General features: G+C 38.9%; 9 protein-coding genes. 3 read left to right on the top strand and 6 right to left on the bottom strand.

Annotated features, from left to right (window positions below; translation table 11 throughout):
* From PALI_RS17035 to PALI_RS17015, 5 genes are all read right to left on the bottom strand, one after another.
* On the bottom strand, positions 1 to 1,311 hold the full coding sequence (locus PALI_RS17035) for a P-loop NTPase fold protein (RefSeq protein WP_193156821.1): 1,311 nt from the start codon (positions 1,309 to 1,311) through the stop codon (positions 1 to 3).
* An 11-nt stretch (positions 1,312 to 1,322) separates the two neighbouring features.
* The gene (locus PALI_RS17030; RefSeq protein WP_193156820.1) at positions 1,323 to 1,994 is read right to left on the bottom strand and encodes a hypothetical protein; all 672 of its coding nucleotides are present in this window, start codon (positions 1,992 to 1,994) and stop codon (positions 1,323 to 1,325) included.
* Positions 1,995 to 2,831: 837 nt separating this feature from the next.
* The gene (locus PALI_RS17025; RefSeq protein WP_226894575.1) at positions 2,832 to 4,022 is read right to left on the bottom strand and encodes an HNH endonuclease; all 1,191 of its coding nucleotides are present in this window, start codon (positions 4,020 to 4,022) and stop codon (positions 2,832 to 2,834) included.
* A complete protein-coding gene (locus PALI_RS17020) occupies positions 3,983 to 4,579 on the bottom strand; it encodes a class I SAM-dependent methyltransferase (RefSeq protein ID WP_193156819.1) in 597 nt (198 codons plus the stop codon). The genes PALI_RS17025 and PALI_RS17020 overlap by 40 nt, the downstream gene beginning before the upstream one ends.
* Positions 4,580 to 4,787: 208 nt before the next feature.
* Positions 4,788 to 6,026: a UPF0149 family protein gene (locus tag PALI_RS17015; RefSeq protein WP_193156818.1), complete on the bottom strand. Its 1,239-nt coding sequence runs from the start codon at positions 6,024 to 6,026 to the stop codon at positions 4,788 to 4,790.
* Between the two features lie 235 nt (positions 6,027 to 6,261).
* Between PALI_RS17015 and PALI_RS17010 the strand changes: the two genes are divergently transcribed.
* From PALI_RS17010 to PALI_RS17000, 3 genes are all read left to right on the top strand, one after another.
* Positions 6,262 to 6,999 carry a substrate-binding periplasmic protein gene (locus PALI_RS17010; protein WP_193156817.1) on the top strand — a complete coding sequence of 246 codons (738 nt, stop codon included), beginning with the start codon at positions 6,262 to 6,264 and terminating at the stop codon, positions 6,997 to 6,999.
* Positions 7,000 to 7,272: 273 nt separating this feature from the next.
* The gene (locus PALI_RS17005) at positions 7,273 to 8,871 is read left to right on the top strand and encodes an ABC-F family ATPase (protein WP_077535440.1); all 1,599 of its coding nucleotides are present in this window, start codon (positions 7,273 to 7,275) and stop codon (positions 8,869 to 8,871) included.
* Between the two features lie 878 nt (positions 8,872 to 9,749).
* Positions 9,750 to 10,193 (top strand): REP-associated tyrosine transposase, encoded by a 444-nt coding sequence (locus PALI_RS17000; RefSeq protein WP_193156816.1) that lies wholly within the window; start codon positions 9,750 to 9,752, stop codon positions 10,191 to 10,193.
* A 578-nt stretch (positions 10,194 to 10,771) separates the two neighbouring features.
* On the opposite strand, the gene katG is transcribed toward PALI_RS17000, so the two are convergent.
* Entirely contained in the window at positions 10,772 to 12,952 is a 2,181-nt protein-coding gene (gene katG / locus PALI_RS16995; RefSeq protein ID WP_193156815.1) for a catalase/peroxidase HPI, read from the bottom strand.
* Between the last annotated feature and the right edge of the window lie 129 nt (positions 12,953 to 13,081).

The raw sequence follows: 13,081 nt of genomic DNA, 5'->3' as shown, positions 1-13,081 counted from the left end.
TTAATGGGTGGCCAAAATCACTGTACCACTACATGTCAAGTCGTTCATTTGTAATATTGGATTAAATGAATGTAATTCATTTAAAGTTATATAATCATTATTTTCTTTTACCTTTGAGTTTTCTATTTGCAGTGCTGTAACTGCATTTGAATAAGCTACACTATTTTGCTTTAATCTTGCCCACACAATATAGCGTTGCCATAACTCAGCGCGGTTTTCTTTTTTTAGTTCACTAGGAGAAAAATCTCGAACTAATTGGGTAACTTCACGAGCTGAATCAGGCATTGGCCAATCACAGCTTCTTTCTTCACTATTCAATGGACCAAATAAGCAAGAAATAAATTTAGTTATATAGTCTTTATAACTTAATGGTTCACGCTTTTCTGTGTCACCAAAATCATAAATAATCATACATGGTAAAAGTCTATCTATTGGTTCTAAGCTGATTCGATTATGGTGGGGTATTACTTTTTTTAGATACTCTTGCGTTAACTGCTCAGCTTTTTGACTTCCAATTATTTCGTTTGATTTGTCATCTTCGTCTTTTGTGAATCGATTTTCTATTATTGGTTCATATAACTCTAGATCACCTGTAATTATAGGAATTATTTTAGGGCAACCTAATAATCGGCGCACAATATCTAAAACATCATATGCACGAGCTAATGCCATATCAATATCATCTATAGGTAGGACAATTGCATCAACACCTAATATTTTTCTGCATTCATTAATATAACTATCAAAATGTTTAACTAACTGTATTCCACTGCGGTATTTAATTACACGATCCAAACCACTTAAATCATCATCCAAGTTTTCCCTCTTTCCTAATGATTTAGAAACCACTCTCAAGGATTGATAAAATGAATCCTCATTAACAGCATTACATTGTTTTGATTCTAAATACGTTTCCACTTCATTATATAAATGTGCAATTATGACATTAGCAAAATTATCATGATCTACTAAAAGGGTTGGATCAATAGAGTCGCAAAAATGTGCTTTCACATCCAAATCATTTTCATCTTTATACTTTTTCCAAAAGCCTTTTATATTTTGTAAAAAAACTGTTTTTCCTGTTCCTCTTGCACCACCAATGAATATTGCATCATGAATAATTGTAGGGTTATTACCTTCATTATCCTTATGCTTTTTTGCTTGTTTTATTGTTTTTTCTAATCGCTGATTAAATTCAAATACTGCATCCTGTTGCCATATTTCACCTTCTTGAATATCTCTTTCAAAATCTACTTTGTTTAAATCTAATACTATTGGCATTTTTTCTCTTTTTCTTATTGAATCAATCATAATTTCCCTTTTTATTTTTTTGTCCAATTCAGTAATAATTCATTAGCAGATAAGTAATCACCAATGATGTCGCGTTGCCGTTCATTTAGCTGCAACTCTATAATTTTAGTAAATTTAGAAGTCAATTCGTCTAGCTTAATATCTTTTAGATATTTTTTTTCTTCATCTACTTGGTTAACTTCCCATTCAAGAGATTGAAGTAAAAAATAATACTTTTCACTTCTAGACCAGCTGCGAGTATATCCATACTGTTTATTTGATAAGTAACAAATAAAATAACTTAGCAAAAAACCACCAGAAAGTAATAAAATGATATCAGCCGTTTTAAACACAATCAGAGCAAAAACATAAAAGACAAAAATAAAGAAATTAAAGAGCCTTAAACCAAACAATAGTTTTTTTTCGCCCTCATTTTTCATCAAGTGTATAAAAAAATAGTAGTAAAGCACGAGAATCAAAGGCATTAATAATAGGCATAAGTAATTAAAAGGTTCGAATTTTAGGTTTAAGTTAATACCTGTTAATTTAAGGTTTATAGCGATTAAAGTACTTGCTATAAAAAGAAATAAGGAAAAGCTTCCAAGCCTTCGCGCTATAAGATGATTAGGTTTGGCTTTTTTTCTGCTTTCTTCAAAATCACTTTTTAGAGATTTAATTTCTTTAATTAAAGATTCTTTTGTCATTTCCATTCTCATTATTTATATTAAAAGAAAATTTCTGTAGTAAATATTGCATCAATCATTTATTCAAAGAACTATGTATAACGTGTAGATAACTCTCATATACAATTATGTTCATCAATCTACCAACACACTCCAATTCCCCGTGATCACACCTGAAACTTAGTTAATGATGAGTAATTTACAGCATGGATGCTGCACAAAGCGTAGCTTGGCCATGGATGGTCTATCTACGCTGGTTACGTTCACATCATTAACGTAAGTTGAAGATACAGTGTGATCCTCGGGTGCGCCGTGGGTGACGAGTGACCGAAGCGAAGCTTCGCAGCACGAGGAAGTGGAAGCATGGATGCTGACAGGAACCCAGCTTCATGGACGTATTACCTCGTACAATGTCAAAATATCTCTCAAATGCCGCCCTTTGGTTGCCATCGCCAACGCGATATAACCTCGAATAGAGGTTTTTAAATCCTTTCAGCCCCTAACTGCACTATGTGAGAATCACGGCTAAAGCGTGTTGCTACAATACACGTTTCGTATGATTTAAATTACATTGTCGCGCTAAAGCACGACCTACGTGTTAAAGCGCGAGGTAAATTCCCGTCTACAAGCGCGATATAAAATCGCACCTGCATATTAATAATTCCACCGAAACTCAAAAGCTTCGCTTTTAACGCCAGCAAGCTGCGCGTCTACAATACACAGCGCGATGTAAAGTCGCACCGATATATTAATTACGTCGAAATTTAAAAGCTTCGCTTTTCGCGCGAGCAAGCTCAGCGCCTACAAGTTAAAGCGCGAGGTAAACTCACGCCTACAGCACGAACTACTAATTCTGCATTACACGTCATACTTTCGCTTTTCTTCCGCCACTAAATCAAGCCCTGTTTTTGGCTGCTGATATTTAAAACCAGCCGCTTCTTCAAAACTGCCTTTCGCCACCCATAATTTTGCACTGTTAGCCTGTGCAACCTGATACGCCCAATCACTAACCGATTGTGATTTATCTGCATCGCAATAAAAATATGGCTTTAGTTGTTTGGTTATTTCATGCGAATAAATATCGAGGTTTTGCTCAACCCAGCGATCACGATGAATTAATGCTGCAAGATGATCGCGTTTGCTATTATTGCAATCTGAGTGTGCTGCCACAAAGTTATGAGCTAAGTCGTTTGGATAACGTTTAAAGGGAATAAAATGATCGATTTCGAGTGCTTTGCTATCAGATTTAGCCTTGCTTTTTGTAAGGTTTAACGGTTTCTGACAGTAAAAACATAATCCTTTTTGTATATCTATCAGTAGCGGTGCAACTTGCTTTAAGGCTGTTCGGTTAGTTCCAAATAAAAAATCTTGTAACTGGCTTTGCGGGCCAATTAACGATTGATTAGATTTTATTGTTTGTACTTTTTCTAACCACTCAGTTGTAGCTAAATGCACAACCAAATCGTAAAAACGCCTAAAGCACTGATCAATACCCGCGTTTAAGCGAATACTCTTAGGCTTTCGCGCCTCACCTATTAATGTATGGGAATATAAAAAGCACTCTTCTTGCCCTGATAATAACTGCAAACGCCATAATGGCCCTTTTATGAAAGTATCACGCAGTGAACTTATTACCTTTTCGTATTGATCTGCATTTTTAAAAGCGGTATAGCTTTTAACGCCCGCATTTTGTAATTTAAATATCTCGGTAATAAATTTTGCTTGGCCTTTGCTGTTTTGTTTAAGCAGCATGTCTTCACTGTTAGTAATGAGCGACGATGAATCGATTGAATAAGGTATTGAGTGATTCCAATAAAGTTGAATAAATTTATCGACTAAGGTGTCGATTTTTATTTCCATTTGTATATTGGGATTATGTTCTTTTTGCTCCACACACACATCGGCAATTGCATGTAGTAACGCATATTTATAAGTAGCTGTGAATTCACCTTCAACTAGCATTCGCTGAATATATGCAATAAAGTCGAGCTGTTGCTGCATTGCTCCACTCATAAAACGTGCACTACTTTTATAAGCGCATTTAGCCATACTTCGCTTTCGCGCTCTGGGCGCTGATCAACACTTTGCCACTGTTTAATAACTTTTAACTGTGTATGACTAAGTAAATGCGTTAAAGCATTTTCGTTTAAATCGGTAAATTCACGGCCATTATGCACACGCTCTGACTCGCCGTATTTAAACGATACATATAAAACGCCGTTTGGTTTTAGTGCATTTTGTAGGTTTAAAAACACCTGCGGTAATTCAGCCTTTGGGACGTGCAATAAACTAGCGCAGCACCAAATACCGTCGTATTGATTTACACAATTTAGCTCTTGGAATGTTTTAACCGCTACAGGTTGTTGTAAGTAACTGCTTGCCAACTCTGCCAGCTCTGGGCTTGCATCAAACGCACTCACAGTAAAACCCTGCGCTTTAAAAAATACGGCATCGCGCGCACTGCCACAACCGGCATCTAAAATATGCCCTTTTTGTGCAACGTGCGGTAAAAACTCAGCATAAAGCGCCGACATATCAACGTTAAGTGTTGAGTCGCTAAAGGCTTTAGCATTTTGATTGTAATAAGTAAGTGTGGTGTTTGACACGAGACTCACCGCTCCTTGGCTAATCGTTTAACAGCTAAGGCACTGTTAATACTGCATTCATTATTTGTCCAATCTACAGGAACAAATGAATAAAATATAGGCTTAGTGAGTAGAAATTTTTAAATTAATACGCTGTTATTATTAAGCGCTGATGTTGAGCACTAAGCGCGACATAAATCACGCTTAGCACTTTTTACGCTTTTAGTTATTACTTTTTTCTTAGCCAAAAAAGACTCGCGGGAACCGAAATCCACGCCTGTTTACCTAACGAATCAAGGTAAACACCGACCTCTTCTTTACTGCCTGGGCTGTAATATGGCGGCTGTTCTTTTAGTTTTTCTTGCCCTGTGAGTATTTTGGCAAAGTGTTTACTTTGCTGCTGGAGCATTTTTTTGTAATCGTTAGCGGGTTTTGAATCGCCATGCTTTACAAAAGCACTTAGCGCACGGCTTGCTGTTGCGTGTAGCTCTTCACTGTCGGAGTTAACCAATAGACTGTCTAACTTGTCCCATTCTTTATTAATTATTAGGCAATTCATTAATAAAAAGCGATTACCTTGATTATCGTTTGGGTTTAGCTTTAGTAACTCTTCGAGTTCTGATTGCGCTTTTTGGGTATAACCATGCAGTGCGTGTATTTTTGCTCGATGCGCGCGAAGCATCATATAAGGGCGTGTTTCTTGCAGCCCCCAAAAGTGCCCAGTGTTGTCTTTAATAAATTGCTTTGTAATGTGCCCTTCCATCAATTCTAAAAGCATCTGCATTGGCTCAAGTGCTTTTAGCTCTGTATCGGCGAGTACCAGTTCAAGTAGTTCATCAAGCTCATCTAATTCATTTGGTTCTTCGTCTAAAAAGAGGTTGTTAAATTCTGCTTCATCTTCATCGCTTAAAGTTAGGTCATTACTAAATCGAAGTTCAAAAATAGCGTCGGCCATAAAATAAACATAATTACGTTTATATTCTTGGGCGTTATATTGCGCAAATTCACCAAATTCTTTTGCTGCTGCTTTTTCACTAGAAAATGCTTTTAAAACGCTGTTCAGGTTATTAAGAGTCTGTTTTTGCTCTGCATCAAGCATGCGTTTATTTATATGTTTAAGCGCCTGTAAAACCCCTTTACAGTAACTTGGTAGGGGCATATTAGGTTTTAGTGAATCACGGTAGTCTTGCTTAGATAGACTGCACTTGGCTGGCATTTTTAATTCGTTTTGAATTACTTTTTCCATGCATTGGTTATACAGTGCCATTAAGCTTTCTAAGTATTTTAGTTCAGTCGCATTTTGAACATTAAGATCTCCAAATAGATCTGGTTGCCACTCACTCGGGTTAAGCATTTGTGGTAATACACCCAACCCCATTAAATAACCTTGAATAAAATAGTAATTTGGTTTTTTAGCGCTTAATTCACTCAGTTTTATAACATCGTTGCGTATTTTTGTTGGCGACATAACGTGCTCTGCTATATATAAATTTAGCTTAGTGTACCGATAGCTAAAGTTACCAACAATATAATTTGTTAAATTTATAATATAAGTGCAATTTGTGATTAAGTGCTCGGTCCCCGTGCTCGTTTTGTGAATTGCCTCGCATTTATATTTTTACACATCCCTTTTTTCACTAAAATACTCAAGCTGGTTTATACTGTATTAATAATAAACAAATAATAATTAAAACAGAGCTGTAATGAAGAGACTAAACACCCTTTTATTCTATTTACTTTGTACTGCATCACACAGCGCTTTTGCTTGCGACAGAACATTTACTATTGCCTCCCACGATGCCTTTTGGCCGCCATATGTCATGGGAATGAGTGATATATTTAAAGGCACTGAAGTAGAGGCATTAAATATTATTTTTAAAGACTCCCCTTTTTGTTTTAAAGTGGAGCTGTTGCCTAACTCAAAACGCGCTTTTACCGAATTAAAACATGGCCGAATAGATATAGGCTGGGCTGCTAGCTATACCGATGCACGTGCTGAATATGTTTACTTTACCGATAGCTACCGAACTGAGGTTATGCGCTTGTACGAAAATAAAAGCAATCCACATAACATTAAAAATCTAGCCGATATTTTTGAACAAGGACTTACTGTAGGTGCTAACTTTGGAAGCTATTATGGTAAAGAGTTTGAGCAATATAAAAAAAGGTATAAAAAACAAATTGAATATACCAGCTCGGCCAGTAAGCGCTTTGAACTACTTAATAAAAAGCGTATTGATTTTGCAATTGAAGACTCGCTCGTTGGCGCATTTTTTAGTAAGCGCGGCGCTAATTTGCAGTTAGTCGATAACATTAAGTTTGTAAATAAAGACCAAATACATTTAATGCTGAGCAAAAAAACGGTTTCGGCTGAAGAAGTCGCCATAATAAGCCAGCATATAAAAAGCAACAAAGCAGCGCTTGATGCATTATTTAAGTAGCAGTACTTTACATAAAGCCGTTTTAAAATTGCACCGCGATTAAATACATTCTAAAACTTAATACGCTTTGGGCACTTATTGGCAAGCTAAAGCGTTATTAAATTATAAGATGCGCCGAAAACAGCTTCATGGCTGTAAAACTAACCTTTTACCTTTCCTTCCTCTTGGCTGATCTGTATAATTCGCCAGCTAATTTACCCTATTGTCTGGTTCTTGTTTGTGGCGTGTTGCTGCAGCGTACTCCTGTCAGTACTAATTCTAGGATTACCTTTTTTGATCTCCACCGCAAATATTACGATGCAGTTTGGCGCAGAGCCGTTGTTTGAAAACATTTCAGCTAAATTTGGTAACGGTAACCGTTACGGTTTAATTGGCGCTAACGGCTGCGGCAAGTCGACTTTCATGAAAATTTTAAGCGGTGCGCTTGTACCAAGTGCGGGTAATGTCTCTATTACTCCAGGGTTAAAAGTAGGTAACCTAAGCCAAGACCAGTTTGCTTTTGAGCAATACAGCGTTGTAGACGCAGTAATTATGGGTGACGTGGAGCTTTGGAAAGTAAAGCAAGAACGCGAACGTATTTACTCGTTACCAGAAATGAGCGAAGAAGACGGCATGAAAGTAGCCGATCTTGAAAGCGTATTCGCTGAAATGGACGGCTACACAGCAGAGAGCCGCGCAGAAGAAATTTTGCTTGAAGCGGGTATAGATAAAGAATTTCATTACGGTTTAATGGCAAACGTAGCGCCAGGTTGGAAACTACGTGTGCTTTTAGCACAAGCGTTGTTTGCAAACCCTGATATTTTGCTACTCGATGAGCCTACTAATAACTTGGATATTCATACCATTACGTGGCTTGCTAACGAGCTTAACAAACGTAAATGTACGATGATTATTATTTCGCATGACCGTCACTTTTTAAACTCGGTATGTACACACATGGCCGATATTGATTACGGCGAGCTTCGTATTTATCCTGGTAACTACGAGAAATTTTTAGAAGCTGCGGGCCTACAACGTGAGCAACTTTTAGCTGAAAACGCTAAAAAGAGTGCAGAAATTGACGAGCTACAAGACTTTGTTAACCGTTTTGGTGCTAACGCGTCAAAAGCTAAACAAGCAAGTTCGCGCGCTAAAAAAATGGATAAAATTAAGCTTGATGAAGTTAAATCGTCAAGCCGTATGAGCCCATCACTTTCGTTTGACGAAGGTAAAAAAATGTACCGTCAAGCGCTTGAAGTTAATAAACTTGGCCATGGTTTTGATGGCGAAACGTTATTTACTGGTGGCGACTTATTACTAGAAGCCGGCGCTAAGCTTGCGGTTATTGGCGAAAATGGTGTGGGTAAAACCACCTTTTTACGCTGCTTAGTAGATGAGCTTAAAAGTTTAGAAGGCGAAATTAAATGGTCTGAAAATGCGACCTTTGGTTATTGCCCACAAGACAGCACAAAAGATTTTGATAACGATTTAACCTTGTTTGATTGGATGTCGCAATGGCGCACTGCTAAGCACAACGATTTAATGGTTCGTGGCATGTTAGGCCGCTTGTTGTTTACCGCAGACGATTCAAACAAAAAAGCCCGCAACTGCTCTGGTGGTGAAAAAAACCGCCTGTTATTTGGTAAGTTAATGATGCAGGACGTTAACGTACTTGTCATGGACGAACCAACTAACCACATGGATATGGAAGCAATTGAAGCGCTTAACAACGCGCTTAAAGACTTTGAGGGTACGCTTATTTTTGTAAGCCATGACCGCGAGTTTGTATCATCATTAGCGACACGTATTATTGATATAAAAGATAAAGAAGTAATCGACTTCCAAGGTACGTTTGACGAATACCTTTCAAGTTGTGAAGAGAAAAAAGCGTAAACGCTTTTTCTAATTGCTTACAAAAACGGGGCTAAATTTAGCGCCGTTTTTTTATGGGTGATGAATAAAAAAACCCGTAAACCCACCGTATAGATTGCTCTAATATGTAGAAGCTACGCTTCTCGCGCGAGCAAGCTCTGCGCCTACAAGAAATGCGTTCCATTGTTTGCTCTGACTTGTAGACGCGCAGCTTGCTGGCGTATAAAAACGCAGTTTTTAAATAGGTAAATAATTAGAAGCTGCGCTTCTCGCGTGAGCAAGCTCTACGCCTACAAGAAATGCGTTCTATTGTTTGCTATTACTTGTAGACGCGCAGCTTGCTGGCGTATAAAAACACCGTTTTTAAATGGTTAAGTAATTAGAAGCTGCGCTTCTCGCGTGAGCAAACCCTACGCCTACAAGAAATACGTTCCATTGTTTGCTCTGACTTGTAGACGCGCAGCTTGCTGGCGAATAAAAACGCAGTTTTTAAATGATTAAGTAATTAGAAGCTACGCTTCTGCCGTGAGCAAGCTCTACGCCTACAAGAAAATGTTTAAACTCGGCCTCATTATTCGCTCTGACTTGTAGACGCGCAGCTTGCTGGCGTATAAAAACGCAGTTTTTAAATAGGTAAATAATTAGAAGCTGCGCTTCTCGCGTGAGCAAGCTCTACGCCTACAAGAAATGCGTTCCATTATTTGCTATTACCTGTAGACGCGCAGCTTGCTGGCGTATAAAAACGCAGTTTTTAAATAGGTAAATAATTAGAAGCTGCGCTTCTCGGGTGAGCAAGCTCTACGCCTACAGCGATATATTTACCTCAGCGCTATAAAATATAACTTGTTGAACAGCACGTTTTATCTATATTTATAAAAAACCCAATAAATTAAAATTTTATGTATTCCTCTAAAAAATTATTAACAGGGCGATACACCTCAAAAAGCCACTTTTACTCCATAACAATATGCACAAACCAAAAAGCTCTGTTATTTAAGAGCTTTGAAAATGCTTGTATCGCTGCACGAAGCTTGCTTTATATGCAAAATAATGTGAATACGGTTTGTTATACGTTAATGCCAGATCATCTACATTGGTTATTTCAATTAAACGATTTACCTCTTGCTGAGGTTATAAAACAATATAAAAGCATTACCACCGTAAAAATAAATAAGTTTAATTGTTCTAGTGGGAAGGTTTGGCAGCAAGGCTACTTTGAGCATCAACTCAGAAGTGAAGAGGATTTAATTAACCAAGCCCGCTATATTGTTGCAAATCCTTTACGGGCAAGCCTTGCAAATGAGGTTGGTGAATACCCATTTTGGGACTGTGTATATTTATAATGATGAGTTTGAGTATTAGAAGCTACGCTCCTCGCGTGAGCAAGCTCTACGCCTACAGAAATGCGTTCCATTACTTGCTCTGACTTGTAGACGCGCAGCTTGCTGGCGTATAAAAACACCGTTTTTAAATGATTCAGTAATTAGAAGCTGCGCTTCTGCTGTGAGCAAGCTCTACGCCTACAAGAAATGCGTTCTATTATGTGCTATTACTTGTAGACGCGCAGCTTGCTGGCGTATAAAAACACCGTTTTTAAATGATTCAATAATTAGAAGCTGTGCTCCTCGCATGAGCAAGCTCTACGTCTACAAGAAATACGCTCCATTATTTGCTCTGACTTGTAGACGCGCAGCTTGCTGGCGTATAAAAACGCAGTTTTTAAATAGGTAAATAATTAGAAGCTGCGCTTCTCGCGTGAGCAAGCTCTACGCCTACAAAAAATGCGTTCCATTATTTGCTCTGACTTGTAGACGCGCAGCTTGCTGGCGTATAAAAAACACCGTTTTTAAATAGGTAAATAATTAGAAGCTGCGCTTCTCGCGTGAGCAAGCTCTACGCCTACAAATATATAACGCACAGCTTATTTAATATCAAACCTGTCGGTGTTCATTACTTTTACCCACGCATTTACGAAATCGTGTACAAAACGTTCTTTGTTATCGTCTTGTGCATAAAATTCAGCAAGCGCGCGTAAAATGGAGTTTGAACCAAATACTAAATCAACACGTGTTGCAGTCCATTTAGTTTCGCCGCTTGTACGCTCTACAATATTGTATAAGCCTTTAGCTGCGGGCTCCCAGCGGTATGCCATATCGGTTAAGTTTACAAAAAAGTCATTACTTAGGGTGCCGACATTACTTGTAAATACACCGTGCTGACTGTCATTATGGTTAGTCCCTAATACGCGCATGCCCCCAAGTAACACTGACATTTCTGGTGCGCTTAGCCCCATCAACTGACTACGTTCTAACAAGAGTTCTTCGGCAGATACAACATAGTCTTTTTTCAGCCAGTTTCTAAAACCATCATGAATCGGTTCAAGTACGTCAAACGATTCTGCATCGGTCATGTCGTCTGTGGCATCACCGCGCCCTGGTGCAAACGGTACTATTACATCAACGCCGGCATTTTTAGCAGCTTGCTCTACAGCAGCAGTACCGCCTAAAACAATTAAGTCGGCAATACTAATAGGCTTACTCAAACCTGCTTGTACTTTTTCAAGTGCACTTAGTACTGTTGCTAAACGCGCGGGCTCATTACCTTGCCAATCTTTTTGCGGTGCAAGGCGAATACGTGCACCATTTGCGCCACCACGGTGATCAGAACCACGATACGTGCGGGCACTATCCCATGCTGTGCTAATTAAATCGGCTGCGCTAATACCGCAATTAAGTAATGTAGTTTTTAAATCACTAATTTCAGCGTCAGTTAGTGTGTAGTTAACGGTTGGCACTGGATCTTGCCAAATTAGATCCTCACTTGGCACATCGGCACCTAAATAACGTGATTTAGGACCTAAATCGCGGTGAGTTAATTTAAACCAAGCGCGAGCAAATACGTCTGAGAAGTAATCAAAGTCGTTATAAAAACGCTCAATAATTTTACGATACGCGGGATCCATTTTCATGGCCATATCGGCATCTGTCATTATTGGGTTTAAACGAATTGATGGATCTTCTACATCAACAGGCTTGTCTTCTTCTTTAATATTAACGGGCTCCCACTGATGTGCACCTGCAGGGCTTTTTGTTAACTGCCATTCGTAAGTTAACAGAAGTTTACAATAGTCGTTATCCCATTTAGTTGGGTGTGTGGTCCATGCACCTTCAATACCAGAAGTTACGGTATCGCGACCAATTCCGCGTGTGGTGGTGTTATTCCAACCAAGGCCTTGCTCGTGTACATCGGCCGCTTCTGGCTCTGGGCCTAGGTTTTCGGCTTTACCGTTCCCGTGTGTTTTACCTACCGTGTGACCACCGACCGTTAATGCAGCCGTTTCTTCGTCATCCATTGCCATACGTGCAAACGTTTCACGTACTTGCTCTGCGGTTTTAAGTGGATCAGGCTTGCCATTAACGCCCTCAGGGTTAACATAAATTAAGCCCATTTGTACTGCCGCTAATGGGTTTTCCATTGTGTCGGGTTTGTCTACATTTGCGTAGCGCCCATCACTTGGTGCTAGCCATTCTTTTTCAGCTCCCCAGTAAACGTCTTTTTCAGGATGCCAAATATCTTCACGACCGCCTGCAAAGCCAAAGGTTTTTAACCCCATAGACTCATAAGCCATGTTACCTGCCAAAATGATTAAATCGGCCCATGAGAGTTTATTGCCATATTTTTTTTTGATTGGCCAAAGTAAACGACGCGCTTTGTCTAAGTTACCATTATCTGGCCATGAATTTAGTGGAGCAAAACGTTGGTTTGCTGTACCACCGCCACCGCGCCCGTCGGCAAGTCGGTACGAACCCGCTGAATGCCATGCCATACGGATCATCAACCCGCCGTAATGTCCCCAATCAGCTGGCCACCATTCTTGGCTTTGCGTCATTAAGTTTTTTAAATCTGTTTTTAAAGCTTCTAAATCAAGCGTTTTAAATGCATCGGCGTAGCTAAAATCGCTATCGTATGGGGTTGTTTTTGTATCGTGTTGATGAAGTATGTCGAGGTTTAGGGCATTTGGCCACCAATCTGTATTGGTATTAGACGCTTTGGTATTACTACCGTGCATGACCGGACATTGACCCGTTTTAGAGTTGCTCATTGTAAATCCTTATTGTGGAAAGTAAAAATACTTAATCAATTTCATCGTTTATGCATAATGTTGTGCTTAATAAAGTAACGGCTATTTTTATTTAATTGCCTTACGTATCACTCAGTGTGCCTACCTAAA

Source organism: Pseudoalteromonas aliena SW19, from assembly GCF_014905615.1.
Classification (GTDB): Bacteria; Pseudomonadota; Gammaproteobacteria; order Enterobacterales; family Alteromonadaceae; genus Pseudoalteromonas; species Pseudoalteromonas aliena.
Note: the sequence above shows the minus strand (reverse complement) of the source record. Positions and strands in the feature narration are given on the sequence as shown.

Excerpts from the sequence above, each read along its gene's own strand:
- katG (WP_193156815.1), bottom strand. The coding sequence starts at position 12,952 with ATGAGCAACTCTAAAACGGGTCAATGTCCGGTCATGCACGGTAGTAAT.
- PALI_RS17035 (WP_193156821.1), bottom strand. The coding sequence starts at position 1,311 with ATGATTGATTCAATAAGAAAAAGAGAAAAAATGCCAATAGTATTAGAT.
- PALI_RS17010 (WP_193156817.1), top strand. The coding sequence starts at position 6,262 with ATGAAGAGACTAAACACCCTTTTATTCTATTTACTTTGTACTGCATCA.
- PALI_RS17015 (WP_193156818.1), bottom strand. The coding sequence starts at position 6,026 with ATGTCGCCAACAAAAATACGCAACGATGTTATAAAACTGAGTGAATTA.
- PALI_RS17000 (WP_193156816.1), top strand. The coding sequence starts at position 9,750 with ATGTATTCCTCTAAAAAATTATTAACAGGGCGATACACCTCAAAAAGC.
- PALI_RS17025 (WP_226894575.1), bottom strand. The coding sequence starts at position 4,022 with ATGGCTAAATGCGCTTATAAAAGTAGTGCACGTTTTATGAGTGGAGCA.
- PALI_RS17030 (WP_193156820.1), bottom strand. The coding sequence starts at position 1,994 with ATGACAAAAGAATCTTTAATTAAAGAAATTAAATCTCTAAAAAGTGAT.